Origin of the sequence: Paenibacillus sp. EPM92 (assembly GCF_016586185.1) — a bacterium.
Taxonomy (GTDB): domain Bacteria; phylum Bacillota; class Bacilli; order Paenibacillales; family NBRC-103111; genus Paenibacillus_G; species Paenibacillus_G validus.
The window spans coordinates 1-24,499 of the sequence record NZ_BCPS01000023.1 but is presented as its reverse complement, the minus strand read 5'-3'; the positions used below and the strand labels follow the sequence as shown (position 1 = coordinate 24,499).

Annotated in this window: 27 protein-coding genes and 1 riboswitch; of the genes, 20 read left to right on the top strand and 7 right to left on the bottom strand. The window is 57.5% G+C overall.

The window, feature by feature from the left end; genetic code table 11:
• The first annotated feature begins 29 nt into the window (after nucleotides 1-29).
• From JMF85_RS03775 to JMF85_RS03760, 4 genes are all read left to right on the top strand, one after another.
• A complete protein-coding gene (locus tag JMF85_RS03775; protein WP_054798516.1) occupies nucleotides 30-428 on the top strand; it encodes a Fur family transcriptional regulator in 399 nt (132 codons plus the stop codon).
• Nucleotides 401-1,231, top strand: coding sequence for a winged helix-turn-helix domain-containing protein (locus JMF85_RS03770; RefSeq protein WP_127605144.1), 831 nt, complete (start codon nucleotides 401-403; stop codon nucleotides 1,229-1,231). Before JMF85_RS03775 ends, JMF85_RS03770 begins: the two co-directional genes overlap by 28 nt.
• A gap of 322 nt (nucleotides 1,232-1,553) precedes the next feature.
• On the top strand, nucleotides 1,554-2,003 hold the full coding sequence (locus tag JMF85_RS03765) for a Fur family transcriptional regulator (protein WP_164751723.1): 450 nt from the start codon (nucleotides 1,554-1,556) through the stop codon (nucleotides 2,001-2,003).
• Nucleotides 2,004-2,038: 35 nt separating this feature from the next.
• The gene (locus JMF85_RS03760; protein WP_127605140.1) at nucleotides 2,039-2,479 is read left to right on the top strand and encodes a Dps family protein; all 441 of its coding nucleotides are present in this window, start codon (nucleotides 2,039-2,041) and stop codon (nucleotides 2,477-2,479) included.
• A gap of 68 nt (nucleotides 2,480-2,547) precedes the next feature.
• On the opposite strand, the gene JMF85_RS03755 is transcribed toward JMF85_RS03760, so the two are convergent.
• The gene (locus JMF85_RS03755; RefSeq protein WP_201317775.1) at nucleotides 2,548-2,940 is read right to left on the bottom strand and encodes a hypothetical protein; all 393 of its coding nucleotides are present in this window, start codon (nucleotides 2,938-2,940) and stop codon (nucleotides 2,548-2,550) included.
• 315 nt (nucleotides 2,941-3,255) lie between these two features.
• Here JMF85_RS03755 and JMF85_RS03750 point away from each other — a divergent pair, with 315 nt between their 5' ends.
• The 3 genes from JMF85_RS03750 (at nucleotide 3,256) to JMF85_RS03740 (ending at nucleotide 6,616) form a co-directional block, all read left to right on the top strand.
• Complete coding sequence (locus JMF85_RS03750) at nucleotides 3,256-4,815, top strand: AraC family transcriptional regulator (RefSeq protein WP_201317774.1); 1,560 nt, start codon at nucleotides 3,256-3,258, stop codon at nucleotides 4,813-4,815.
• Nucleotides 4,816-5,015: 200 nt separating this feature from the next.
• A riboswitch (cyclic di-GMP riboswitch) is annotated at nucleotides 5,016-5,098 on the top strand.
• Between the two features lie 145 nt (nucleotides 5,099-5,243).
• The gene (locus tag JMF85_RS03745; protein ID WP_127605134.1) at nucleotides 5,244-6,218 is read left to right on the top strand and encodes an HD-GYP domain-containing protein; all 975 of its coding nucleotides are present in this window, start codon (nucleotides 5,244-5,246) and stop codon (nucleotides 6,216-6,218) included.
• A 38-nt stretch (nucleotides 6,219-6,256) separates the two neighbouring features.
• Complete coding sequence (locus tag JMF85_RS03740) at nucleotides 6,257-6,616, top strand: response regulator (RefSeq protein WP_054798312.1); 360 nt, start codon at nucleotides 6,257-6,259, stop codon at nucleotides 6,614-6,616.
• A gap of 108 nt (nucleotides 6,617-6,724) precedes the next feature.
• Here JMF85_RS03740 and JMF85_RS03735 read toward each other — a convergent pair whose 3' ends face one another.
• Nucleotides 6,725-7,360: a DsbA family oxidoreductase gene (locus JMF85_RS03735; protein ID WP_054798311.1), complete on the bottom strand. Its 636-nt coding sequence runs from the start codon at nucleotides 7,358-7,360 to the stop codon at nucleotides 6,725-6,727.
• Between the two features lie 310 nt (nucleotides 7,361-7,670).
• Here JMF85_RS03735 and JMF85_RS03730 point away from each other — a divergent pair, with 310 nt between their 5' ends.
• The 5 genes from JMF85_RS03730 (at nucleotide 7,671) to JMF85_RS03710 (ending at nucleotide 12,413) form a co-directional block, all read left to right on the top strand.
• The gene (locus tag JMF85_RS03730) at nucleotides 7,671-9,425 is read left to right on the top strand and encodes an ABC transporter ATP-binding protein (RefSeq protein ID WP_201317773.1); all 1,755 of its coding nucleotides are present in this window, start codon (nucleotides 7,671-7,673) and stop codon (nucleotides 9,423-9,425) included.
• Nucleotides 9,426-9,554: 129 nt separating this feature from the next.
• Entirely contained in the window at nucleotides 9,555-9,707 is a 153-nt protein-coding gene (locus tag JMF85_RS03725) for a hypothetical protein (protein ID WP_201317772.1), read from the top strand.
• A gap of 62 nt (nucleotides 9,708-9,769) precedes the next feature.
• Complete coding sequence (locus tag JMF85_RS03720) at nucleotides 9,770-10,360, top strand: TVP38/TMEM64 family protein (protein WP_201317771.1); 591 nt, start codon at nucleotides 9,770-9,772, stop codon at nucleotides 10,358-10,360.
• 156 nt (nucleotides 10,361-10,516) lie between these two features.
• Nucleotides 10,517-11,026, top strand: coding sequence for an SRPBCC family protein (locus JMF85_RS03715; RefSeq protein ID WP_054800345.1), 510 nt, complete (start codon nucleotides 10,517-10,519; stop codon nucleotides 11,024-11,026).
• Nucleotides 11,027-11,147: 121 nt separating this feature from the next.
• Nucleotides 11,148-12,413 (top strand): MFS transporter, encoded by a 1,266-nt coding sequence (locus tag JMF85_RS03710; protein ID WP_201317770.1) that lies wholly within the window; start codon nucleotides 11,148-11,150, stop codon nucleotides 12,411-12,413.
• A 198-nt stretch (nucleotides 12,414-12,611) separates the two neighbouring features.
• Here JMF85_RS03710 and JMF85_RS03705 read toward each other — a convergent pair whose 3' ends face one another.
• Nucleotides 12,612-13,103: a DinB family protein gene (locus JMF85_RS03705; RefSeq protein ID WP_127605122.1), complete on the bottom strand. Its 492-nt coding sequence runs from the start codon at nucleotides 13,101-13,103 to the stop codon at nucleotides 12,612-12,614.
• A 119-nt stretch (nucleotides 13,104-13,222) separates the two neighbouring features.
• Nucleotides 13,223-14,896, bottom strand: coding sequence for a glutamine--tRNA ligase/YqeY domain fusion protein (locus JMF85_RS03700; RefSeq protein ID WP_127605120.1), 1,674 nt, complete (start codon nucleotides 14,894-14,896; stop codon nucleotides 13,223-13,225).
• A 277-nt stretch (nucleotides 14,897-15,173) separates the two neighbouring features.
• On the opposite strand from JMF85_RS03700, the gene JMF85_RS03695 reads away from it, so the two are divergent.
• Both JMF85_RS03695 and JMF85_RS03690 read left to right on the top strand, forming a co-directional pair.
• Nucleotides 15,174-15,581, top strand: coding sequence for a hypothetical protein (locus JMF85_RS03695; RefSeq protein ID WP_201317769.1), 408 nt, complete (start codon nucleotides 15,174-15,176; stop codon nucleotides 15,579-15,581).
• A gap of 173 nt (nucleotides 15,582-15,754) precedes the next feature.
• Nucleotides 15,755-17,110: a DUF2252 domain-containing protein gene (locus tag JMF85_RS03690; protein WP_201317768.1), complete on the top strand. Its 1,356-nt coding sequence runs from the start codon at nucleotides 15,755-15,757 to the stop codon at nucleotides 17,108-17,110.
• Nucleotides 17,111-17,301: 191 nt separating this feature from the next.
• On the opposite strand, the gene JMF85_RS03685 is transcribed toward JMF85_RS03690, so the two are convergent.
• Entirely contained in the window at nucleotides 17,302-18,165 is an 864-nt protein-coding gene (locus tag JMF85_RS03685) for an EcsC family protein (RefSeq protein WP_141334816.1), read from the bottom strand.
• A 182-nt stretch (nucleotides 18,166-18,347) separates the two neighbouring features.
• Between JMF85_RS03685 and JMF85_RS03680 the strand changes: the two genes are divergently transcribed.
• A complete protein-coding gene (locus tag JMF85_RS03680) occupies nucleotides 18,348-19,193 on the top strand; it encodes a DUF72 domain-containing protein (protein WP_201317811.1) in 846 nt (281 codons plus the stop codon).
• An 87-nt stretch (nucleotides 19,194-19,280) separates the two neighbouring features.
• Here the strand turns inward: JMF85_RS03680 and JMF85_RS03675 are convergent, their stop codons facing one another.
• Entirely contained in the window at nucleotides 19,281-19,637 is a 357-nt protein-coding gene (locus JMF85_RS03675) for a DUF3889 domain-containing protein (RefSeq protein ID WP_201317767.1), read from the bottom strand.
• 209 nt (nucleotides 19,638-19,846) lie between these two features.
• Between JMF85_RS03675 and JMF85_RS03670 the strand changes: the two genes are divergently transcribed.
• The 5 genes from JMF85_RS03670 to JMF85_RS03650 all read left to right on the top strand — a co-directional run bounded on the left by JMF85_RS03670 (nucleotide 19,847) and on the right by JMF85_RS03650 (nucleotide 24,309).
• Entirely contained in the window at nucleotides 19,847-21,019 is a 1,173-nt protein-coding gene (locus tag JMF85_RS03670; protein ID WP_201317766.1) for a cation diffusion facilitator family transporter, read from the top strand.
• Between the two features lie 28 nt (nucleotides 21,020-21,047).
• Nucleotides 21,048-22,094, top strand: a complete 1,047-nt coding sequence (locus JMF85_RS03665; RefSeq protein WP_201317765.1) for a flavin-containing monooxygenase — start codon at nucleotides 21,048-21,050, stop codon at nucleotides 22,092-22,094.
• An 82-nt stretch (nucleotides 22,095-22,176) separates the two neighbouring features.
• Complete coding sequence (locus JMF85_RS03660; RefSeq protein ID WP_054798306.1) at nucleotides 22,177-22,446, top strand: hypothetical protein; 270 nt, start codon at nucleotides 22,177-22,179, stop codon at nucleotides 22,444-22,446.
• A gap of 294 nt (nucleotides 22,447-22,740) precedes the next feature.
• Nucleotides 22,741-23,439, top strand: coding sequence for a serine/threonine protein kinase (locus JMF85_RS03655; RefSeq protein WP_372814180.1), 699 nt, complete (start codon nucleotides 22,741-22,743; stop codon nucleotides 23,437-23,439).
• A gap of 96 nt (nucleotides 23,440-23,535) precedes the next feature.
• Entirely contained in the window at nucleotides 23,536-24,309 is a 774-nt protein-coding gene (locus tag JMF85_RS03650) for a sporulation protein (RefSeq protein ID WP_127605108.1), read from the top strand.
• Here the strand turns inward: JMF85_RS03650 and JMF85_RS27935 are convergent.
• Nucleotides 24,306-24,499: hypothetical protein (locus JMF85_RS27935; RefSeq protein WP_236595726.1), on the bottom strand; the 194-nt coding region annotated here is incomplete at its 5' end. The two genes, JMF85_RS03650 and JMF85_RS27935, sit on opposite strands and share 4 nt — an antisense overlap.

The window sequence follows — 24,499 nt, the reverse complement described above, 5'->3', positions numbered from 1 at the left end:
CTAAATATAATCAGAGGGAATGAACGCTAATGACCAAGCTCAATTTAACGACGCAGCGTAAAGCGATCTATGATATATTGCAGCATAGCGACGATCACCCGACGGCGGCGGAGGTGATCGAACGGCTGCGTGACAAAGGCCATAACTTTGCTTACGGCACCGTATATAACTCCCTGCGCTATTTGTCCGATATGGGGTTGATTCGCGAGCTGAAGCTCGGGGAAGCGGCCAGCCGATATGACGCCCGGACCGACGATCATCATCATATCTTATGCAAGCGATGCGGCCGCGTCGATGAAGTGTTAGCCCAGACGCCTGCCGCCTGGGTTCAGGCGGTCGAGCAGGAAACGGCGTACTTGGTCGATCATTCGCACGTGGTGTTCGAAGGGGTGTGTCCGACATGCAGAAAATCGACAATTCATTCATAAAGCGGGCGTCGCTGGACATCGGGCATCCGGGGTTCAAATCACCGGGCCAAGCGGCAGAAAAGATGGGGCGACCCGTCGAAACAGCCATTGGCGCTTATTGCAGCGAAACGCAGCGGGTTGCGGTCATCAGTCTGTTCCCCGAGAGGCTGCGCGGACTGGTTGGCGAACTGACGGCGCGGTGCCTGGATGTGCTCGTCTTTCACCGCTTCGATCCGGCCGTCATGGACGGACTGCCGCTTGAGCTGGTCGTCATTGACGCCGCCGCGGCTGCGGAAGCGGGCGAGCTGGCCGAGCTGCAGGCGGCCGTCGCCGATACGCGCATCCGCGCGCGCTTCCTGTGGCTCGTGCAGGAGAATGCGCCGGCTGCGGATTTGGCCAATGCCGAAACGATCGTTTGGCCGATGCCGCTTTCCGATGCCGTACAGTGGGTGGAGGAGCTGCTGTCGGCGGCGCAAGCCGAAGCCGTGACGACGCCGGTTGCAACCGCTAATGGTAACAGCACCGTCTACACGTTTAAGGATTTGACCCTCGATCCGAAGAAGATGACGCTTTCCCGCGGCGGCAAGCGCGTCGAAGTCACGAAAACAGAGTTCGAGCTGCTGCTTCTGCTGATGCAGGAGGGCGGAGCCGTTCTCACCCGCGAGGAAATTATGGATCGCGTCTGGGGCAGTCAATATTTCGGCGGCAGCAACGTCGTCGACGTGCATGTCAAAAGCTTGCGTAAAAAGCTCGGCGATCCCGCCGCGGCTCCGATCTATATTGTCACCGTACGCGGTGTCGGCTACCGGTTGGCGGACGAGTAATCGTCCGCTAACGCTTGTTAGCAGGATCTTCATCCTATCTTCATGAAAACATCATCTTTCCTTCATGAACGGACGGGTATTCGATGGTATTATCAATTTATAGATTTAGACTGAGTCTAAATACAAAAGGAGGTTGGAACCATGAACACGCAACAACCTGGACTAACTTCGAATCAAGGCTCGCCTGCTGCAGATCACTGTAATTTCTACCGGGCCGATTCGGGATAAAGTGTGCCATTGGCCGACGAACGGGGTATCGATATCGGAAAGCCGTATGACACCGGGAGGGTAACAGCAATTGCGAATGGAAAGGCGGGATACCATGAACGTGACGATCGAAGAAGCGGTCGAGCGCTTGAAAGCATCCGGTATCCGGATGACGGCGCAGCGTGAACTCATCTTGGATTACCTGTATGCCAGGTTGTCCCATCCTTCGGCCGAGGAATTATATGAAGCCATTTATGCCGATTATCCTAGGGTCGTCAGCATTACGACGATTTACAAAAATATGCGGGTGCTGCGCGATTTGGGCTTATTGAAGGAGTTTTATGTACGTCAAACCGGAATCGCCCGTTACGACACGAACGTGCTTCCGCATCATCATCTGTATTGTGTCCGATGCGGAAGGGTGACGGATTATACGGGGGCGCTGTCCCTGCCGTCCATCGAGGTGAGTCCGGGGTTTCAGGCGCACAGTATTTTCCTGGAAGTAACGGGTACCTGTAAGGCATGTGCCGTCCTGCAGCGGCCGGAGCGAGGCATTGCGATCTAAGAAGCCGATTTGAAAAATAAGAGGAGGAATTTTAAATGAGAAACCAACTGACGGATATGATCAACAAACAAATTGCCAACTGGACGGTGCTGTATGTAAAGCTGCACAACTATCATTGGTATGTGAAGGGTCCGCAATTTTTTACGCTGCATACGAAGTTCGAGGAACTGTACACAGAAGCTGGGCTGCACGTCGACGCACTGGCCGAGCGGTTACTCGCCTTAGGGGGCAAGCCGGTCGCAACGATGACGGGGAGTCTGGAAATCGCATCGGTCCGGGAAGCCGCCGGAGAGGAATCGGCCGAACAGATGGTGGAGGTGATCGTGAACGATTTCAGCCTGATTATCGGCGAATTGAAGCTGGGCATGGAATACGCCGAATCGATTCAGGACGAGACGACGGGCGATTTGCTGCTCGGTATTCACTCGGCGCTTGAGAAGCACGTTTGGATGTTAAATTCGTTCTTGGGCAAATAAGCTTTACTGTTTGACGGGGGCGAGCCCCGCAGCCAGCCGTAAGCGAAGCCGATTTCATCGTGCTCCGCTTACGGCTTCTTCATTTCGTACCAGGTCCGATAGGCTTCGATGTTGTCCGGGGAATCGTCGGAGGCGTCGGACGTTCGGAAATAGCGGGCGAAGTAGGCGGCTTCCGCCGTCTCCGCGTTGCCGTCGCTGTTCACCGTGAAGTGAACGTAGGACACTTCCAGCTCCCACTTCACGGAACGGGCGGCTTCGTTGACGTGCTCGACAGTGGCGAAAGCTTTCACCCGCTCAAGCATCGCTTCGAGCACAGCCGGGTCCGGCAACCCTGCCGTGTCGGCCCGGATGGTCAGGTTGGGGCGCGTGAATGCAACGTGAACGCGCTGCACCGATGGACTCAGCTGCTGCAGCTCTTGGCGCAGCTCCTTCACGGCAGGGGTAGACACGGAGTGTGTCACGCTGCACCCTCCGAGCATCGCTGACCCTAGGATAAGGAACAAGGCACACAGGGGCCTTCCATCGCATCGGCATCGTCTCCTTGTTCGAGCGTAGGTATGATCAATCATAACACATAGGGAGCCGGAAGCGGGGCAGAAGCGTTCCTTGCCTGCCTGAGGCCGAGGGGCCAGGGAGGGGATTGCTTTTCGCTTCGAACTGTCGTGCCGATCGTGATCCATGTCTTCTGCCCCTCCAGGTAACATTTAGCAGCTTGTTGACAATGATTTTTATTATCACTACTATTTTCTATGTACGCGGAAGGATGTGAATGCAGAATGTTGTACGACAGCACCCAACTGCACCAGCTTTTGTTCGAATATATGAGCACGGAAGAGTTGAAAATCCCATGCCGTTCGCAAGCGGATGTCTCGACAGGGGACGAATACGCCTTCGGCTTCGTACAGCAGGATAAGATTCGCGTCACGCTGCGCGCTCGCGGTCAGCGGCTTTCGGGCAACGTGCTCGGCGGCGATTTGTTCCTCATTCCTCCGGGCAGCGCATGCACGTTCGATAACTTGTCGGCCAATCATACGGCCGCTCTGGTCGTCATCCGCTTCCAATGCGTGCCGAAGAAGCTCCACGTCTTACCGGCTTCACCGCTGCCGATATTCGCGGAACGTCTGGAGCTGATCCGCTTCCGCATTCCTCAAGTTCGGAGCTGGATTCAAGATTTCATCGGAGACTCCGGCGACGACGCGGCTCATTATTATCAGCTGCAATCACATCTGTACGGATTAGCCGCGGCCTACATGACGACAATTCAAAAGCCGAAACAGCCGGAGGCGGAGCTGCTGGATTACGTCGAGCAGACACGTCAGTATATGGTGGAGCGGTATAACAATCCTTTCGATATGGAGGAGATCGCGCGTTTGTCGGGGGTCGGATCGAGCCGGTTTTATCAGGCGTTCCGCCGCCATACAGGGCTGAGTCCGCACAAATACATGACGAAAATCAGGCTCGACATGTCCTTGTCGCTGCTCGCGGATTCCTCGCTGCCGATCCTTGATGTGGCGCATTCGGTCGGGTATCCGGACGAGTACTATTTCAGCCGGTTGTTCAAGAAGCATATGGGGATGTCTCCGACAGAATATGCGTTGTCGGCGAGAAGGAAGATCGCCTGTCTGGCGCCGATCTTCCTCGGAGATCTGTCCGTGCTCGGCATTACTCCCCATCTCGTTCTGGAACGCGGGTGGTGGGAAGCTCCGGAGGAGGGACTGCGCAAGGTAGCGGAGGAGGCGCCGGAGTTCATCTTCATCCCGCCGGTAACGGATGATGTGCATCGCGCCTTGTCCCGCATCGCTCCGGTCGTCATGCTCGACTGGAAGCGTTATTCCTGGAAAGAACGCCTGCTCGATATTAGCCGGGCGCTCGACATATCGACGGTAGCCGAGCGTTGGCTGTCCTATTTCGAAGTGAAGACGGAGAATGCGCGTTATCTGGTGCGCAAACGGCTCGGGGACGAGTCGGTGCTGCTTGTCAACGCTTCGGGTCTGGGGTTTCGCGTATTCGGCATGCAGATGCGGAAGATGAAAGATTTGTTCTACGACGATCTGCAGGTGACGCCACCGGCACTTGTCCGGAACATGAGCTTTCTCGATGTCGCTTCGGTGCAGGAGCTGTCCGAGCTTGACAGCGACCATGTGGTGTTCCTGGTCGATATTGCCGATTCGGAGGATCGCTGCGCGGAGCTGGAGCATCACTGGCGGAGCCTGAACCGGGACCGCCCGAAGAAAAACTGCTTCTTCATCCGCACCCGCCAACCGCTGATGAACAACGCCGCTGTGCACGAGAGCCTCGTCGACCAAATGGTAAGCCACTTGGTGCAGTATACCTGACCCGGCGATTGCCAGAAACGCAACATAATTCGTGACTCCAGGCAGAAAAACCAAAAGTGCGAACGCATAAGTTTTATACGGCAGGACCGTCCGACGCTTCGGGCGGTTTTTTTGTTCGACAAAAAGTGATCATTATTTACAATATTAGTTCGTATGTGCTATGCTGAGCTAAGAGTTTATATGGAAATTAGTTCTAACAACCTATGTAAAGGCAAACTTATTGAAAGATAAGGACGCAAAGCCACAGGTCTAATGCGGAAGCTATGACGGCTGGGCTGCCATCGAGGCTAGATCGCGACAAACTACCTGATATTTGGCTGAGGTAGTTTCTTTTTTGAAGGTCGAGTAACGAGGAGCAGCGGTAAGGAACTTCAACGGCGGCGCATCGGACAAACCAATCGACTTTGATGAAAAGGGAAGTGAGCTTGATGAGATTTATCCCGATTACCGAATACAACGAACAAGCCATGATGCTGGCTCAGCCCGTATACGACAACAAGCGGCGCATGCTGCTTGCGGCCAACAACACCATTCATCCGAGGTATCTGGAGAAGCTGATCCAGGTCGGCATCAAGCAATTGATCATTGAGGACGCCGAGTCCAAGGGGATCACCTTGGAAGAAATGATGGACATGCCCACCTGGATGGATGTCATCGACAACGTGCAGGAGGCTTATGCCGCCGTCAAGGCGAAAAAAGCTTTTCCCATCCGAAATGTGCTGACAGGCGTCAGCCGTCTGATCAGAGAAGTTCAAAGCCGGCCGGTCGTCATCCCGGTGCCTTCGAGAACGCTTGCGGAAGAGCTGAAGCCTTACGCTCATGCCGTCAACGTGGCTTTGCTGGCGCTCCAGGTCGGCAAGGCGCTCGGTTACAACGACCTGATGCTTCGCGATTTGGCGGTAGGCTGTTTGCTTCACGATATCGGCAAAGTGACGGCGCAACAAGAGACGGGGCATCCCGAGGCCGGTTTCAACCTGATCCGCGGCATTCGCGAATTCAGTCTGCTGTCGGCGCATATTGCGTATCAACATCATGAAACCCTCGACGGCCATGGATACCCGCGCGGCATCTCCGGGGCAACCTTTCACGAGTATGCGCAAATTTGCGGCGTGTGCAATCTGTACGAGAACCTGATCTCGGTGCAGGATGCGGCTCCTCACGATGCGATGGAACGCATCATGGCTACGAGCAGCATCAACTATAACGCGGATGTGGTCAAGGCTTTCGTAAGAGCCGTTCCCTCGTACCCGCCAGGAACGAAAATTCGGATGCAAACCGGCGATAACGCGATCGTGACGAAAATCACCGATCATATGCAGCGGCCGGTCGTTCGCTACCTGACGACGGGACAAGAAGTTTCATTAGCCGACAACCCTACGCTCATGATTGCCGGCTGCTGTTGATCGGCAGTTCATTTTAATTTCGAAGGAGCAGACAACGGATGGCTAACATTATGATCGTGGATGACGCAGCTTTCATGCGCATGATGCTGAAGCAGATGATAACCGAGTTCGGGCACCAGGTGGTGGCCGAAGCGCAGAACGGCATAGAAGCCATTGCGGCTTATGAGAAGTTTCGCCCGGATCTGGTGACGATGGATATTACAATGCCCGATATGGACGGGATCGAAGCCGTTAAGAACATTAAGAGCATAGACGCTGGCGCCAAAATCATCATGTGCTCGGCAATGGGGCAGCAAGGGATGGTTCTGCAGGCCATTCAAGCAGGGGCGAGGGATTTTATCGTGAAGCCGTTTCAGAAAGATCGGGTAGGCGAAGCGATCTCCAAAATTTTGGGCTAGCGCATCGCCGGCCAGAACAAGGGATTTGATTTTCATAACGGAAAAAAGCAGCCTCCCTTCGGGAACGACGGCTGCTTTTTTGTTTTACGGCTGCGCCTGGCTAACGGCTTAGCCTTGCGCTTCGGAGACGATTTGCTCCATCACCTTGATCATTTGCTCAGCGGGATAAGCGCCGGAGAGCGCGTACTTGTTATCGAACACGAAGAAGGGAACGCCGGTAACGCCGATGCGAGCCGCTTCTTCCTGATCGGCGTTCACCCGCTCGGCGCCTTCGCCTTGCTCCAGGCGGCTGCGCAGCGTTTCGGGGGCATGTCCCTGGGCTGCGGCGATAGCCAGCAGCACCTCCAGCTGCGCGATATCCTGGCCATCCTCGAAGTAGGCCTTCATGATCCCGTCTACGAGCGCAGCTTGCCGATCCTCCGGCAGCAGCGCGACGAGCCGATGCGCCAGCAGCGTGCTGGGCATCCGGGTCACCCGATCGAAGCGGAAGGTGACGCCCACCGCCGCGCCCGCTTGCGTGACGCGCTCCGTCACCTGCGCTACCCCGGCGGGACCGCCCATCTTTTTGCCCATCGCGTCGTGGAAGGGAAGTCCTTCGGGCGGCAGCGACGGATCAAGCTGGAACGAGCGGACGCGAATCGTCGCTTCCTTGCCGCCGGACCATGCGGCCAAAGCGTCCTTTAAGTTTTGCTTGCCGATCCGGCACCAAGGGCACACCATATCGGAGTAGACGTCTATTTGCATAAAGCAGCACCTCCACTTTAATTTCATAAGTAACTCTAGTATGGGACATTTAGGGGCGGATGGCAATATAAGATTAGAATCAGGGACAAGCAGAAGCACGTTCGTGCGTTTTGTGTTTCGACCGTGAGTATGGCATGCTAGGGAGTAGCATTTACCCACCCGCGCCCGCGCACAGTCTGCTGCCGATTGCCGGACAGACGGCACACCTTGTTCATATATCGTTCACGCCGCACTGGTACACTGGAAGCATCGGGCGAACTAAGAGCGCCGCACCATTCAGCACCCGATCTGAAGGAGGAATTTCCTTTATATGACACAAGAAACCTCTCCATCGACAGCCGGCTGGAACCCGTTCGTCCGGCTTATTCTACAGACGAAGCCGTCCAAGACGCTGCTCGCGCTGGCGCTTTCGCTCAATCTCGTCACGACGCTCTCGGGACTCGTGATTCCCCTGCTGACGAAGCATGTAGTCGATAACTTCTCGCTCGCGAACCTGAATGCCGTGCAAATGGCCGGCATCGGTCTTGCTTTCATCGCGCAGGCGGTTACAGCCGGCATTTCCACGTATTTGCTCAGCCGGATCGGCCAGCAAATCGTCTCCAATCTGCGGCACCGGTTGTGGCAGAAGCTGCTCAAGCTGCCTGTTTCCTACTACGACGAACACCAGACGGGCGAAACGATCAGCCGTATGACCAACGACACCGGGGTATTGAAGGGGCTGATCACCGAGCACTCGGCCAACTTTTTCACGGGCATCATCTCCATTGTCGGCTCGCTCGTGATGCTGTTCTATCTGGATTGGAAAATGACGCTGCTCCTGCTCATCGCGATTCCGCTCGCTTCCGCCGTCCTGGTGCCGCTGGGCCGGCAAATGTACAAAATTTCCAAAGGGCTGCAGGATGAGACGGCCGATTTCACGTCCGTACTGACCCGCGTGCTGTCGGAAATTCGCTTGGTGAAAGCCTCTAACGCGGAAACGCGGGAGTTTGAGAACGGGAGCAGCGGCATATTGAAGCTGCTCCGTTACGGCATCCGCGAAGGTAAGGTGCAGGCCGGGATCGCGCCGGTCATGTCCTTTGTCATGATGCTGATGTTCGTGCTGATCATCGGTTACGGCGGCCTTCGGGTATCGTCCGGCGCGCTGACGGCGGGAGCGCTGGTGGCCTTCCTGCTGTATTTGTTCCAAATCGTGCTGCCTACGACGCAGATTACGCAGTTTTTCACACAGTTCCAGAAGGCGAAAGGGGCGACCGAACGCATCATCGAGACGCTTGAGGCGGAAGAGGAGTCCGTCTTGGGGCTTCCGCTTGAAAGAGCCGACCTGCCGATCGTGCTGGAAGGCGTGTCATTCGCTTACAAGGGCGGCGAAGCTGTGCTTAAACAGGTGACGTTCACGGCGGAGCCAGGCAAGGTTACAGCCATCGTAGGTCCGAGCGGGAGCGGCAAGACGACGCTGTTCTCGCTGCTGGAGCGATTCTACAGCCCGACTGGGGGGACGATTAAGCTGGGCGAGGTTCCGATCGATCGGTACGCGCTGCCTTCGTGGCGCAGCCGGATCGGGTACGTCTCGCAAGAGAGTCCGCTTGTGGAGGGAACGATTCGCGAGAATATAAGCTACGGGCTGGATCGGGAAGTGACGCCGGCGGAGCTCGACCGGGCAGCGCAGATGGCGTATGCCGACGAGTTTATCGGCCAGCTGCCCGGCGGCTACGAGACGGAGGTCGGAGAGCGCGGCCTCAAGCTGTCGGGGGGCCAGCGCCAGCGTATCGCGATCGCTCGCGCGCTGCTGCGCGACCCGCAAATTTTGATGCTCGACGAAGCGACGTCGAGCCTCGACAGCAAGTCGGAGATCGTGGTGCAGCAGGCGTTGCACAATTTGATGCGGGGCCGAACGACGCTCGTGATCGCGCATCGGCTGTCTACGGTCATTGACGCCGATCGAATCGTTTTTGTCGAGAAGGGGACGGTCACCGGCGTCGGGACGCACGACGAGCTGTTCGCCTCGCACCCGCTGTACCGCGAATTCGCTTCGCAGCAGCTGCGTTTGCAGGACCGGCCGAGCTGAGCGGGTGCCCGGGAAGGGAGTCTGGCGCATGCTGAAGGCGTGTCCGGACCGCCCATGGCAGGCGCTGCCGCATGCGGCTTCGCCTTCAGCGCGGAGAAGCTCTGATTCACGCGGCAGAGCAGTCGCTCCGTGCGCGGCATTCGTGCCAAGCCTGTATTCGGGGCGGCGAACGGCGGTTTACGGCAGGCGTACTCTCATAAGCCGGAAGACCGCCTGGACCGAGTCGATCCGGCGGCTGACCCTGACGTGACGCCCTGTCCGGGCAACATCCCGCCTCTTTGATTCGGCGCGAATTTCGGCTATATTGTAAAGTAGTACAAGCAGAAGGTGGTCGTGTAACGGGCATGGAGTGGACGCAAGCGATATCCGCGCTGACATGGGAAGATATTCAGGGGTGGTTGAAGCAGTACGAGGCGCTCGGTCCGATTCCGGGCATCCTGGCGCCGCTTGTCGAGTCGTTTTTCCCGGTGCTGCCGCTCGTCGCGATCTTGATTGCCAATGTCAACGCTTACGGATTGGGCGAAGGGGTGCTGCTTTCGTGGATTGGGGTTGTAGGCGGAGCGTCCTGTGTATTTGCTGTCGTGCGGACGTTCGGAGGCCGGCTGCGCGGGCTGTTGGAACGGAAGCTGCCGAGAACGGGCCAGTTGATTCATTGGCTGGAGAAGCACGGCTTTTCCTCGGTGTTCTTGCTTGCCTGTTTCCCGTTTACGCCGTCGGCTGTCGTCACCGTCGTGTCGGCGTTATCGCGGATGCCATTCCATACGTTCTTCACGGCGACCGCCTTAGGTAAAGGGGTCATGATTTTTCTGGTTTCGCTGGCGGGCAACGACTTGGCCGACGTTCTTAAGCAGCCTTGGAAAATCGCGCTTATTTTGGGCGTGTTCGGTCTCTTGTGGCTGCTTGGCAAAAAAGTCGAGTCTAAATATATGAAATGAGCAAGCGCCCTCTTCCGTCGGCCGATCGGTCAGGAGGAGGGCGTTTCGTTATCGCGAGCCGGCGCGGGGGAGACGAGGGCCGGGTGTGCGTCTGGATCGCCGCCTTCAGGCTTCCGCCTTACGCCGGGTAAGAAAGGAAAAGAGGTGGCAAGGGGAATGCCGGTCATTCGGATGGAATTGTTTATCGAAGCCCCACCTGAGCTTTGCTTCGATTTGGCACGCAGCATCGATGTTCATATGCTGTCTATGTCGGGGTCGCAAGAACGGGCAATCGGCGGGAGGACGAGCGGTTTGATCGAGCTCGGCGAAACCGTGACGTGGGAGGCCGTCCACTTCGGCGTGCGTCAGCAATTGACGGCTAAGATTACAGAGATGGACAAGCCGCACCGGTTCGTCGACGAGATGGTGAAGGGGGCGTTTGCGCGATTTTACCACGAGCATACGTTTATGCCCGAGGCAGAGGGGACGCGGATGACGGATACGTTCGACTATACGTCGCCTTGCGGCCCGCTCGGTTGGTTGGCGGACGCATGGTTTCTGGAGCGGTACATGCGCCGCTTATTAGCAGAGCGCAATGCCGTCGTGAAGCGGCTGGCGGAGGAGCAGGTCGTGGCGACAGAGAAAATTCATAGCGACATGAAGCGTTCTTCAAAGCATCCCTTTTGACATGGAAGTCCCTACCTGGCGTAAACGGCGGGTCGGGGCTTTTTTGCGGAGCGGAGTTTATGGTACCCTAGGACGTACAGACTTGCGGTCGGGCAGTCATGGAAGGGCGGATGAACATATCATGTGGAGAAACCGGAACGTATGGATCGTGCTCACAGGGGAATTTATCGCAGGACTCGGCTTATGGATGTCGATTATTGCCAATCTCGAGTTTATGCAGCAGCGGGTGCCTTCGGATTTTGTGAAATCGTTGATCTTGATTGCAGGGCTGCTGGCGGGCGTCGCGTTCGGCCCTCTGGCCGGTCGGGTGATCGATACCGTCTCGAAGAAACGGGTGCTACTGTACGCAAGTGCAGGCCGCATGCTCAGCGTCTGCTTCATGTTCATCGCCCTGCAGCAGGAGTCGATCGGCTGGATGGTCGTGTTCTTCGTGTCGCTGCAGGCCTCGGCGGCGTTTTATTTCCCCGCGCTGCAGTCCGTTATTCCGCTGATCGTGACGGATCGGGATCTGCTGGCGCTGAACGGCGTGCATATGAATGCCGGCACACTGGCGCGTATTCTGGGCACGACACTGGCGGGACTTCTGCTGTCGGTCATGTCGTTGTATGGACTGTACATGCTGGCGATGGCCGCATATGCGCTGCTGCTCGTCTCTACCTTCTTCCTGCAGGTGCGCGAGCGGGACACGCCGGCAGCGGCGGAGTACGGGATTCCGGCGGGTCCAGGGAAGCGGGAGGCTGAAGCCATGGACGAACGGGCGGAAGGTCCGGCTGAGCGCGGTTTTAAAGCGATCGTACCGCTGCTGCGCACGCAGCCGACGGTCTTGACGGTGCTGCTGCTGACGATCATCCCGACGGTGTTTATCGGCGGCTTCAACCTGATGGTCATCAATATCAGCGAGCTGCAGCACGATCCCGGGGTCAAAAGCTGGCTGTACGCCGTTGAAGGCACCAGCATCATTCTCACCGGCTTTCTGGTGAAACGCTTCGCCCGGAAAGGTTCGCTTCTTAGCCGGTTGTTCCTGTTCGCGCTGTTCGTCGCCGGAGCCGAGCTGCTGCTTGTATTCGCGCATGTGAAGCTGTGGTCGTTGCTCGCTTTCGGTGTATTCGGCTTCGCGGTGGGCGGCTTCTTTCCTGCGGCTGCGACGTTGTTTCAACGGGACGTCCCCCAAGCGTACCACGGCCGCTTCTTCTCGTTCCGCAGTATGCTCGACCGCGTCATGTTTCAAGCCGTGCTGCTCAGCACCGGCCTGCTGCTCGACACGATCGGGCTGCGGCAGATGGTGCTGTGGTACGGCGTGCTGTCGCTGGCTTTAGCCGGATGGCTGGCGGTTCGCGAAGCGAACCGCATGCGCCGGCGGCGGCCCGGAGATGCGGGCGTCTCCTGAGAAGGACGGCGCAGCGGGCCGTGTCTCGGCTGCGTCGGGACGGCACCGCTTGCAAGGGCGAAAGCCCATGCCCGCCGCTTTCTTGCGACGCGTGCGGTGTACTGCCGTTGACTCAACCCAAAAAACCAGCGCCGATTCCCGAGGAACGGCGCTGGTTTTTTTGGTGATTTGCAAGTTTTCCTTACCCGGAAGCACGGCTTACTGCGCAGCCGGCTGCCATTCTTCCTTCGCAGGCCCGTAAACGCCTGGCACCTTCAAGCCGGCTTGACGCATCAGGACGGTCATCTGCGCGCGGTGATGCACCTCGTGGTTGACGAGAATGTGCAGCGTCACCCCGTTCGGCCACGGTTCGCCGTACAGATTGACCTGCTCCTGCAGCGAGGCGTCTGTCCATTGCCCGAGCACCGCTTCAAGCAGCGCTTGGCTCGCCCGCTCGTAAGCGTCGGCGATCGCCTGGGCGGACGAAGGCTGGGGCGTGTGTTCGTCCGGTGATTCGAACTTCAGGCCGGTTCTCGACATCATCTCCTGGAGCGTCGTCACGATGTGCCAGGCGAGTTCACCGAGCTTGCGGTGTCCCGGAGCTACTTCCTGTGCAAGCGAGGCGTCCGTCAGCGCACGGAATATTTTCAAGGTTGAGGCGCTCTCGTGCTTCCATTCTTGTTCAAAGGCGGAAATGCTCTGAATAAACATGCAATCCACTCTCCCGTTTCATGGAACGATTGGTGAAGATCCCTGCTTGTTTACCTTCCATAAGAACGCCCGGAACCCTTTCGCAGAAAGGGGAACAACGCATTAAGTTTTGTTAAAAATTATTTGCCCTTCACATCGAAGGAACTTTTCAGCGAGACGATCCGGTTGAACACGAGCTTGTTTGCGTCCGAGTGCTTCGAATCGACATTGAAGTAGCCGTGGCGGAAAAATTGGAACTTGTCATGGGCCTTCGCATCCTTCATGTTGTCTTCCACGAATCCGTGCACCGTCTCCAGCGAGTTCGGGTTCAGGTTGCTTAGGAAGTCGTCGCTTTCCCCGGCCGTTGCATCGGAAATAAGCGGCTCGTACAGGCGGAATTCGGCCGGGCGCGCTTGCGTGGCCTCGACCCAATGAATCGTGCCCTTCACTTTGCGGCCGGTAAAGCCGCTGCCGCTTTTCGTTGCCGGATCGTACGTACAGCGCAGCTCGATCACATGGCCCGCCGCATCCTTCACGACTTCCTCGCATTTGATGAAATAAGCGTGCTTCAGGCGCACTTCATTTCCCGGGAACAGGCGGTGGTAGCCTTTCACCGGTTCCTCCATAAAATCGTCCTGCTCGATATAAATTTCACGCGAGAACGGAATATGGCGAACGCCCATCGCTTCGTTCTCCGAGTTAATTTCCGCCTCCAGCATTTCCGTCTGCCCTTCCGGGTAGTTGGTGATGACCACCTTCAGCGGGTTCAGCACAGCCATGGTACGGGGAGCCTTCAGCTTCAAGTCCTCGCGGATGAAATGCTCGAGCATCTTCTCGTCAACGGTGCTGTTGCTCTTCACGACGCCGATCTCGCGGCAAAATTCGCGAATCGCTTCCGGCGTGTATCCTTTGCGGCGCAAGCCGGAGATCGTCGGCATCCGGGGATCGTCCCAGCCGTCCACAACCTTCTCGTCGACGAGGAGCTTCAGCTTTCTTTTGCTCATGACCGTATTCGTAATGTTCAGGCGGCCGAACTCGTATTGCTGCGGGACGCACTCCATTTCGCATTCACGGATGACCCAATCGTATAAAGGCCGGTGGTCGGCAAACTCAAGCGTACAGATGGAATGTGTGACGCCTTCGATCGCATCCTCCAGCGGGTGAGCATAATCGTACATCGGATAAATGCACCACTTGTCGCCGGTATTATGATGCTGCGCATGGGAGATGCGGTACAGCACCGGGTCGCGCATATTGATGTTCGGGGAGGACATATCGATCTTGGCGCGCAGCACCTTCTGGCCGTTCGGGAACTCCCCGCTGCGCATCCGCTGGAACAGGTCGAGGTTTTCTTCCACGCTGCGGTTGCGGAACGGACTTTCTTGGCCGGGCTCGGTCAGCGTTCCGCGCGTTTCCCGGATTTGATCCGCCGTCAGATCGCAGACATAGGCTTTGCCCTTCTTGATGAGCAGTACCGCCCGGTCGTACATTTCCTCGAAAAAGTCGGAAGCAAAAAACAGCTTCTCCCAATCAAAGCCGAGCCATTTCACATCTTCCTTGATCGATTCGACATACTCGGTGTCTTCCTTCAACGGGTTCGTATCGTCAAAACGCAAATGCGTCCGACCGCCGAATTCGTCGGCCAGCTCGAAGTTCAAACAGATCGACTTGGCGTGACCGATATGCAGGTAGCCGTTAGGCTCCGGCGGGAAGCGGGTGACGACTTCGCTGACTTTCCCCGTTTTCAGGTCGTCGGCCACAATTTGTTTAATGAAATTAGTGGATGAAGCAGATGCCGGTTTCGTAGTCTCCACGGTGGTATCAACCTTTCTCTGAAAAAATGCCAAAACTATTACTACTTATAATACACAAAATCGGCGGCAATTATAATGTTTTTCCGTATGAATCCGGATGAAACCGGTTTCTATGAAAATCAACGCGGTAAATGAAGAGTACCGGCTAATCGTGGTTTGTGAAACGGAAAAAGGAAATCCTGAATTTTCCATCACATCCCCTGAAAAACGGAGGAGGCCTGCGAACGGTTTAACACTCCAGTACCGTTGCGAACGCTATTACCGAGGAGGGATTCGCTTGACTATGAATAAAACACCGAACGGGCAGCCCGGCAAGGAAGACCTGCCATTCGAATATGAGAGGCATCCGGATTCAACCTATTTTCACGAGACGAGACGACCGTCGCACCCGTACGCCCCGCTTCCGATCCGCAGCCAAACCTACCGGAAGCCGTGGTACCGGCATGGCTGGCTGTGGCTGCTTGTCGCTTTGCTGGGGATCGCAGGGGTCGTCGCCGCCCTGTGGGCGGTGGCCGGCAGCATGGACGGCGTCGGCCGTGCCGTGCAGGAGCAAACAGGGGCACTGCGCGAGCAAACCGGCGTACTGGCTTCGGCAGGCGACGAGCTGAAGCGGCTGACCGCCAGCGTCAACCGCCTGACGGATACGATTGAAGAAGCAATTCGGAATCTGTGGTCTGCTATGTAAGGCCAGAAACCGCCGGGAGCACCGGCGGTTTCGTAGGTGTGGGCGGGAAGCCGCCGGTCAGGGGCTGGATGCGTGGATCCGGGGGTTGCGAGCATGAGACGGCATTGCCGCATTGCATTGACACCAGGATGAAGCATCGGCTACGATAGCCTGAAACGGAGGGGAGCCTATTCATGACGATTGAACGATTGATCGCTCGCGTTCAAGAGACGCACGGGCGGCTGCGCAAAGATATGCTGCAGCGGGTATTCGACGAATTTGACGGACAGTTGATGCAAATAGGAGAGGCGGGGCGCCGGCAAAAGTACGCCAAAATGGCGGGCAGCGCCTTTTCTTTTTTTCGCGGCAGCGCTTACCTGTTTTATTTCGATACGACCCGGGAGTGGTTCCCTTATCATACGCCCGCCGATCGTCCGACATGGATACAAGGCGACCTGCATTTTGAAAATTTCGGCGTATTCCGCAGCGAGCACGGCCGGTTTGTTTACGATGTGAACGATTTTGACGAAGGGTACCTGGGCTCGTACCTGTACGATATATTGCGGATGTCCGTGAGCATCTCGCTCGTATGCCGGATGAAGGGGTTGACGCCCGCAGAGGAGCACGAAGCGATTGTCCGTTATGCGGGCGCATACGACAAGCAGATTCGGCGGTTTGCCAAACGGAAGGAAGATCCGCGTACGCTCGTTTTCGATAAGGAGCATACGCATGGCCCGATTCGCAAGCTGTTGAAAAAGTCGGAAAAGCGGGCGGCCTCGCAATTTCTGGAGGGCATTACGACATTGACGCGTTCCGCCCGCCGCTTCACGAAATCCGCGGAGCTTGTGGCTCCGACCGCGGAGGAGCGCCGGATGCTGGAGTCGGCTTGGCCCGGCTACCTGCAGACGCTCAGCGAGCAAGTCAAGCGGCCGGATGGCTATTACGCGATCAAGGATGTGGCGCTTAAGCATGGCTCCGGGACAGCTTCCATCGGGCTCGACCGGTACTACGTGTTGATCGAAGGGGAAGGCGGCGAGCATGCTCCAGACGATCACGTCATCGAGGTGAAGGAAGTGCGCACACCGGTCCCGGCTTATTTTCTGCCGTATCATGAGGCGTTCTGGGCTTATTTCGGCCATCAGGGCAAGCGGGTGACGATGACGCAGCAGGCGATGCACCATGAAGCCGATCCGTTCCTCGGGTATATGACGATGAACGACAGGCACTTCTACGCGCGCGAGCGATCGCCGTATAAGAAGAAGCTGAAGGCTGAGAAGCTGGCTAACGCCGACGAGCTCTTCGATGTGCTGGACTGCATGGGGCGGATCACCGCGAAGCTGCACGCCCGGGCGGACGCGGATGTGGACCATGGGCTGATGCGTTATCACAGCGAGGACGAGATCGCGGCTGCGATCGGGAACGATGTGGAGGCGTTCTGCGATTATGCGGCCGACTGGTCGATGGCTTACGCGCATCAAGTGGAAGTCGATTATCGCTTGTTCGCGGAATGGGCGCAGGAGCGGACGGCGGTGTATGCCGCGCAGGAGTAAGGCGGTGCGGGGCGAGGGCGGGGGGATGATGTAAGCCGCACAAGTGGAGGGACGATGACGCGTGGTCATAGCGGAACGGCTGTACGCGATTTGAAAGTATCCATGAGCCTTCTGCCGCCCTTCAGCGGGGCCGCTGCGCAACCGGAGAAGGACCGTCCGCGGGCAGGTGTCCGGACGGTCCTAGATCATCGTTATTGTTGCTGCCGCAGCCTTTCCAGTATGCGCCGCTTGCGGTACAGCATCGTGGCCGCCTCTGCGACGTCCTGCAGGGTGCTGCGGTTGAGCACCGCGCCGAACAGCATGCCCGCGATCGGAACGAGCTGGAACAGCTTCTTCCAGCCGAAGTTGTCACGGTAGGCGGCGACCACCTCGCGCCAGCCCTGCAGCTGCGAGAGCGATTCGGGCTTGCGGCTTTCGTTGCCGTAGTCGGCAAGCTCCTCGAGCACCGCTTTTTTGCCGACGATGTCGGCGGAAGCGAACTGCAAGCATTTGATGACGAAAACGCGCTCCGGTTTCTCCTTCGGATCATAGCCGTATACCATGGCTACTTCCTGGATGGTCTTGAGCGACAGCCCGAGGATGGCGGGAATATCGATGGCAAGCGTGAACAGGCCGCCGAAGCCGGTAGTCGCGCCCTGCGCGGTCGCCAGCTTTATGCGGTTGTGCGTGAGGCTCGCCGCGGCGCGGTTCATGACCGCAAGCGGCAGGCCGGGAACGTCCGCGAGCGTGAGCGGCGCTTCCTTCGCCTCTCCGCGAGCCTCATCGGATGCTGCAAGCTCTTCCTGAAGCCGGCTCAGAACCCCGCTCTCCGACACGAGATACCGGCCTCCGCTCTGCACGTAGCTGCCGACTTCGTCCATCGCCTGGGCCAGTTTCTTCTGGATGGCTTGGGGCGTTAAGCGGTCGAGCAGCTGAAAGGGCAAGCGCCCGATTTTTTCCCAAAACCACAGGTCTTTCTGGCTCTTCTCCCAAGTCTCGATATCGTTCAGCATGGCGAGCAGCGCTTCTCGGGATTCCGGGGTATGCGGGTAGGGCTGGATCGGATCGGTCGTCATGATACATACACACTCCTTTGCTTACCAGAGTACTACGAAATAGCGCGGAGCCGGATGCGCTGAACATGGAATCGGTCCCAAGCGTCGATATGAGCAGGAAGAAGTTATGACGCGACGGATGAATTCGGCTAATTACGGCGGTCCCGTTACCGGAGGGCGGGCCCTTGGAAAGGAGCGAAACGATGATACGAATCGGACTTGCAGGCTGGGGCGACCATGACGTGCTGTACGAACAGGGCGCCGCAGCGCGGGATAAGCTAAAAGTATACAGCCGCTATTTCCGGACCGTCGAAGTGGACAGCTCGTTCTATGCGGTTCAATCGCCGGACCAGTTTGCGCGCTGGGTCGGTGATACGCCTCCCGACTTCACGTTCGTTATCAAGGCGTATCAAGGAATGACGGGACACGCGAGGGGCAGCATCCCTTACCCGGACGCGGCATCGATGTTCCGCGCCTTCTGCGAATCGATAAGACCGGTGGTCGAAGCGGGTAAGCTGACCTGCGTGCTGTTCCAGTATCCCCCGTGGTTTGATTGTACGCGAACGAACGTAGAGCTGCTCCGGCAAGCGAAAAGACTGATGGGCGATCTCCCGCTGGCGCTGGAGTTCCGCCATCAAAGCTGGTTTACGGCGGACATGCGCGAGAAGACGCTTGCCTTCATGAAGAAGGAAGGCTGGGTCCATAGTATTTGCGACGAGCCTCAAGCCGGCGTGGGGTCCATCCCGACGGTGCTGCAGCCGACCGACGACGCGCTGACGATCGTTCGGATGCACGGCCGGAACGCGGCCAACTGGAATCAGGGCGGCGGTCCAAACTGGCGGGAAGTGCGGTATTTGTACCGTTACAGCGAGTCCGAGCTGCTTGAGTGGAAGGCGCATCTGACCGGTCTGCAGCAGCAGACGAAGGAAATTTGCGTCATCTTCAACAACAATTCCGGCGGAGACGCCGCGCATAATGCGTTGGAGTTGATGCGGCTGCTCGGCATGCCGACCGAGCCGCTTGCGCCGCGCCAGCTCGATTTGTTTTAGGTGTGCCCGTGCATGTCAATGAGCGAGCGACTTCCATAGACGCCCAATAACCTGGCCCATGGCCAGGCTATTGGGCATGCCGCCGTCTTAAGGATGCGATTCTTTGGTGGAGATCCGAATGAGCTTGTCGCTTTTCGGGTTGTAGCGAACGGTGACGTAGAGGGAGAACGGCTCTTCGTTTTGTTGCACCCACAGTTTGAATTGCTGCTCCGCGGCGTAAGGCGACAGTTCTTTGAGGCCGATGTACCGGTAATCGAGTACGCGATATTGCCGCTTCTGAGCCTCCTGAACGGCCAAGCGGCTCCACTTCGCATAGGACGGCTCCTGGCTTACGGATACGGACGACGGCAAGAAAGGTTCAAGTATGCGGGTCGCCTCGGCCCGCTCCGGAACAAGGACAGCGGCCATGAGCAAAGCCAGCAGGGACAGACGGGTAGATTTCATAGGATGCACCTCCACTTCTATTTTTTAATACTTGATCCGAATCCATGCGCGAGGAGCTGGATACTTCTTTGCAAGCGTGGATGTGAAGGTATATCTTGACAGGGAAGCCATATCCTCTTATCATAATATATGAATACATGCTCATATGTAGTGGTAATGATTCTGCATATGCTGTGACCAGAAGCTACGGAGCAAGGGAGGCTGATCTTATGGGCAATGAGCATTCTCCTCGGTCCGGAGGGACGAGCGGCAAAACGAACGACGGGTGCCGGCAGGAGGAAGACGCTAACGGGAAACACCGTCACGATCCGGAAGGCCATCATACAAACGATCAAGCGTGTAAACACGATCAGGATCACGAACACAACCATGAACACAAGCATGAACACAACAACGATCACGCACACAATCACGACCATCGGCACGAGAAAAGTCACGCTCACGGGCATGCCCACGGCGGCGGCCATCACCACGGTCACCACCACGGTATCGGCGGCCACCATGACCACGGGCGCGAAGGCAATAAGCAAGGGTTGACCATCGCGCTGATAATTACGGCCGGCATTATGCTGCTGGAGTTTTTCGGCGGCTTGTGGACGGGCAGCTTGGCGCTATTGTCCGATTCGGGGCATATGTTGAGCGACGCGAGCTCGCTTGTCTTAAGCTTGATCGCTATCGGCTTCGCGGCCAAGCCGGCTTCCCCGGCGAAGACATTCGGCTTTTATCGCTTTGAAATTTTGGCGGCGCTGTTCAACGGGGTAACCTTGTTCGTCATTGCCGGCATTATTATGTGGGAAGCGTACGAACGCCTCCTCGATCCGCCCCAGGTCGCCAGCGGCACGATGATGGGCATCGCCGCGATCGGCCTCCTCGCCAATTTACTAAGCGCCCTGGCGCTGATGCGCAAGGGAAACGTGCACGAGAATGTGAACTTGCGCAGCGCCTATCTGCACATTCTCGGCGATGCGCTCGGGTCGGTCGGAGCGATCGTCGCCGGGCTCGTGATGTGGGCGTTCGGCTGGTACGCGGCCGATCCGATCATCAGCGTCGTCGTCGCGCTGCTCATTTTGAAAGGCGCCTGGGGCGTCATCAACCAAACGGTGCACATCTTGATGGAGGGTACGCCCTCGCGGATCCGTTTGCCGGACGTTCAGCAGGCGCTGCAAGGCATTGCCGGCGTTATCGACGTCCATGACCTGCACGTCTGGACGATTACTTCTGGGCTCGATTCGTTGAGCTGCCATATGGTCGTCGAGGATCAGGCGGACGGCCAGCATATTCTGCAGCAGGCCATACAACTCATTGAGCAGCGGTTCGGCATCGGGCATGCGACGATTCAGATTGAAAACTCGACCATTCGACACGAAGAGTTGAAGGTATAACGCAGCATAGAAGAAGGAGCGGTCATGCATGAATAAGTCGGTGGATGTGGCTGTCATTGGAGCAGGTCAAGCTGGACTTGCAGTTGCCTATTATTTAAAAAAAAGGGGTATATCGTTCCTTTGCATCGATCGTAACGAAGCGGTCGGCGATGCGTGGCGTTATCGGTATGATTCGCTCGTGCTGTTTACGCCGCGATGGTACAGCGCCCTGCCGGGAAGAAGCTTGGAGGGGGACCCGAACGGTTACCCTTCGAAGGACGAGATCGCCGATTATTTGCAGGCGTATGTGACGGACTTCGACCTTCCGGTTCAGCTTGGCACCTCCGTACAAGCGCTTGAGACCGCCGGCGCCCGCTATCAGATCCGTACCGATCAAGGCATAATTACCGCCAATCAGGTGGTTGTGGCGACGGGGCCCTTTCAACGACCTGCCGTGCCGCCGCTGGCGGGCGGACTGTCCGCCTCGGTTGTGCAGCTGCATTCCAGCGTCTACCGGCGTCCGGAGCAGCTGCAGCCAGGGCCGGCGCTGGTTGTCGGCGGAGGCAACTCCGGGGCCCAAATTGCCGTGGAGCTCGCAGCATCCGGACGAGAAGTCGCATTCTCTGCGGCGCACGCGCTCAAGTTTATACCGCTTGATGTGCTCGGCCGAAGCGTATTCGGCTGGATGGACGCCCTCGGCATTCTGGGAGCACCGCGGGACTCGAGGATCGGGAACTGGCTTCGGAAGCGGAAGGATCCCATATTCGGCCGAGAGCTTGCCCGCTGTCTCAAGCGAGGGAACGTGCGCTTAATGCCTCGAACCGTCAGCGCCGAAGGCGACATCATCCGGTTCGAGGACGGATCGGAGCAGCGCGCGGCGAACGTGGTCTGGGCGACGGGCTTTCGGCCGGACTTCGCCTGGATCCGCATCCCGGGCGCCGTGGATGCGCAGGGGCTTCCGGTACATAAGCGAGGGATCGGCGCCCATCCGGGACTGTACTATGTCGGGCTGCCCTGGCAGCATTCCCGCGGCTCCGCACTGGTGGGCGGGGTGGGAGAAGATGCAGAATTTGTCGTGGAACGCATATGCATCTAGCGCAGATTGTTCCATAGCTCGCATAAAACACCGCCGATTGTCCCACATTAACAGCGATTAATGTGGAAAGGAGGCGTGTGAGATGTCCAGATACGATTCCAGCTTACAATCGCAAAATCCGATTTCCCAAGCGCAAAATTCAGTGGAGAAAGCTCACCATGCCGTCACGCAAGCCCAGTCCCATCCGACCGCGCAGATGATCGAGCAGGCCGAGACGGCTGTCGACAAAGCGCAGCGCTCCATTGCGCAAGCCGTCGGCCATGAGCACGCAGAGCAGCCGATGCAGCTGGCGCAAGAGTCGCTCGCAGAGGACCAAGCGGCGCTCCAAAGCGTGAAGCCTTCGCAATCCTGAGGCTTCGGCGTACCGCCGCCGTCATCGACCAAGAGACCGCCGCCGCGGCTTTGCGCCGCGGCGGCTTTTTGTCAGGACAAGGCGAACCGAACGGTCTTTGGTCTTATCGCGAGGCACCTCCGAAATGTTGGTTGCGCTTACAACCGTGTTCGACAAAGGGGCTTGGGCGTTATCCGATGGGCCATACACCGATTTCATACTGCCGCTGATTTCGCACGTATGATACAATGAGCAGGAACGATATTCGTGTAACGGCGCCAGGCGGATTGGCGGGAAAGGAAGACGCGTACGCTTATGAAGGAGGGCAAACGCATACGTGCGGGAGAACAGGACAACCGGATGCAGCATGCGGCCTTGATCGAGTGCATTGAGCAGGAGCTGCTCCCCGGGCTGCGCATTGCGAGCGAGCGGGAGCATGAACCGGTCACCGTGTATGAGGTGCCCGGACCTTGGCGGACGCTTGGCGTCGGTAATTACGCGGCTGTGCTGCTGCATCCGGCTTGGCCCGATTGGGTAGTGAAAGTATATGCGCCGGGGCGTCCGGGGCTGGAAGAGGAAGCGGAAGTGTACCGGCGGCTGGGCCGGCATCCGGCGTACTCGGAATGCCTGCATGCGGGGGCCGGGTATCTGGTGCTGCGCCGGTTGACGGGCATCACGTTGTATAACTGCATGCGCCGGGGGATCCCGATTCCAAGACAAGTGATCGAGGATATCGACGAAGCGTTGAAATATGCGCGCAAGCAAGGGCTGAATCCCCACGATGTACATGGGAAAAATGTGATGCTGCAGGACGGCCGGGGGAAAGTGGTCGACGTTTCGGATTTTTTGAAAGAAGAGCCGTGCGAGATGTGGGACGATCTGAAGCGCGCCTACTATCGCTTTTATTTTCCTTGGGTGCGGCGTGTGGAGTTTCCCGATTTTTTGTTGAATTCGGTTCGCAAAGGATACCGCGTCTGGAAAAAGTGTAAGCGCACAGTCTGCCGCAAAGGGTGAAACCAACTTTTGGGTGGCTCGTATGAACGTTTAAGATTGGCCATCGGCAGTCCATGCGGCAGCCGTTCGATATATACGATGAGGAGGCTTTGCTCGATGTCTTTTTTTAAGAAAATGCTGGCAAGCGTAGGAATTGGATCCGCCAAGGTGGATACGGAATTGGATTCGTCGCAGGTGAGTGTGGGCGGTGCAATCAGCGGGGTCGTTCGCGTACAGGGCGGGAGCACGGAGCAGCAGGTCGACCGTATTTATTTGTATATCAAAACAAGCTACGTCAAAGAGGAAAACGACCATAAAGTTACACGGGAAGCCGAAATCGGCAAGTTTCTGCTGACGGACGCGTTCCTGCTGCGGCCGGATGAGCGCAAAGAAATTCCGTTCAGCTTCCGCTTGCCGGAGCAAACCCCGGTTACGCTGCGCAACGCGCCGGTATGGGTCGAAACCGGATTGGATATCGAGATGGCTGTCAACCCGACCGACCGCGATTATATTCAAGTGACGCCGAGCCAGGAGATGCAAACGGTACTGGACGCGCTGGATGTACTCGGCTTCCGCTTGCGCGAGGTGGAGAACGAATATGCGCCGCGCCTCGGCGGAAGACTGCCGTTCGTGCAGGAGTTCGAATTCGTGCCGACGACGCATTTCCGCGGGAAGCTTGATGAGCTGGAGGTGCTCTTCTTCCCGAAAGGCGGCGACTTGGAGCTGTTCCTCCAAATCGACCGCCGGGCAAGAGGCTTACGCGGCATGTTTGCCGAAGAGCTGGGGCTGGATGAGAGCTTCGTCCGCTTGACGATTCCGGGCAGCGAGCTGCGTTACGGTGCGCAAACGGTCGCGTCTAAATTGAAAGAATTGATCTCTCGATACAGCTAGGGGACAACGAAACTTAACCGACCCGCCTGCATGAAGGCAGGCAGGCCGCGAAACAAGTCCGTCTGCGGAAGCAGGCGGACTTTTTGCAAGAGGGACGGGATGCCTCCGACCGGAATTTGAATGTCAGGGTTTGCATACGGCAGACTCACCAGCAGGCAACGAAATAAGCTGACGAGGGGACTGTTGTACG

Excerpts from the sequence above, each read along its gene's own strand:
- JMF85_RS03775 (WP_054798516.1), top strand. The coding sequence starts at position 30 with ATGACCAAGCTCAATTTAACGACGCAGCGTAAAGCGATCTATGATATA.
- JMF85_RS03770 (WP_127605144.1), top strand. The coding sequence starts at position 401 with ATGCAGAAAATCGACAATTCATTCATAAAGCGGGCGTCGCTGGACATC.
- JMF85_RS03765 (WP_164751723.1), top strand. The coding sequence starts at position 1,554 with ATGAACGTGACGATCGAAGAAGCGGTCGAGCGCTTGAAAGCATCCGGT.
- JMF85_RS03760 (WP_127605140.1), top strand. The coding sequence starts at position 2,039 with ATGAGAAACCAACTGACGGATATGATCAACAAACAAATTGCCAACTGG.
- JMF85_RS03750 (WP_201317774.1), top strand. The coding sequence starts at position 3,256 with ATGTTGTACGACAGCACCCAACTGCACCAGCTTTTGTTCGAATATATG.
- JMF85_RS03745 (WP_127605134.1), top strand. The coding sequence starts at position 5,244 with ATGAGATTTATCCCGATTACCGAATACAACGAACAAGCCATGATGCTG.
- JMF85_RS03740 (WP_054798312.1), top strand. The coding sequence starts at position 6,257 with ATGGCTAACATTATGATCGTGGATGACGCAGCTTTCATGCGCATGATG.
- JMF85_RS03735 (WP_054798311.1), bottom strand. The coding sequence starts at position 7,360 with ATGCAAATAGACGTCTACTCCGATATGGTGTGCCCTTGGTGCCGGATC.
- JMF85_RS03730 (WP_201317773.1), top strand. The coding sequence starts at position 7,671 with ATGACACAAGAAACCTCTCCATCGACAGCCGGCTGGAACCCGTTCGTC.
- JMF85_RS03720 (WP_201317771.1), top strand. The coding sequence starts at position 9,770 with ATGGAGTGGACGCAAGCGATATCCGCGCTGACATGGGAAGATATTCAG.
- JMF85_RS03715 (WP_054800345.1), top strand. The coding sequence starts at position 10,517 with ATGCCGGTCATTCGGATGGAATTGTTTATCGAAGCCCCACCTGAGCTT.
- JMF85_RS03710 (WP_201317770.1), top strand. The coding sequence starts at position 11,148 with ATGTGGAGAAACCGGAACGTATGGATCGTGCTCACAGGGGAATTTATC.
- JMF85_RS03705 (WP_127605122.1), bottom strand. The coding sequence starts at position 13,103 with ATGTTTATTCAGAGCATTTCCGCCTTTGAACAAGAATGGAAGCACGAG.
- JMF85_RS03690 (WP_201317768.1), top strand. The coding sequence starts at position 15,755 with ATGACGATTGAACGATTGATCGCTCGCGTTCAAGAGACGCACGGGCGG.
- JMF85_RS03685 (WP_141334816.1), bottom strand. The coding sequence starts at position 18,165 with ATGACGACCGATCCGATCCAGCCCTACCCGCATACCCCGGAATCCCGA.
- JMF85_RS03680 (WP_201317811.1), top strand. The coding sequence starts at position 18,348 with ATGATACGAATCGGACTTGCAGGCTGGGGCGACCATGACGTGCTGTAC.
- JMF85_RS03675 (WP_201317767.1), bottom strand. The coding sequence starts at position 19,637 with ATGAAATCTACCCGTCTGTCCCTGCTGGCTTTGCTCATGGCCGCTGTC.
- JMF85_RS03670 (WP_201317766.1), top strand. The coding sequence starts at position 19,847 with ATGGGCAATGAGCATTCTCCTCGGTCCGGAGGGACGAGCGGCAAAACG.
- JMF85_RS03665 (WP_201317765.1), top strand. The coding sequence starts at position 21,048 with ATGAATAAGTCGGTGGATGTGGCTGTCATTGGAGCAGGTCAAGCTGGA.
- JMF85_RS03660 (WP_054798306.1), top strand. The coding sequence starts at position 22,177 with ATGTCCAGATACGATTCCAGCTTACAATCGCAAAATCCGATTTCCCAA.
- JMF85_RS03655 (WP_372814180.1), top strand. The coding sequence starts at position 22,741 with ATGAAGGAGGGCAAACGCATACGTGCGGGAGAACAGGACAACCGGATG.
- JMF85_RS03650 (WP_127605108.1), top strand. The coding sequence starts at position 23,536 with ATGTCTTTTTTTAAGAAAATGCTGGCAAGCGTAGGAATTGGATCCGCC.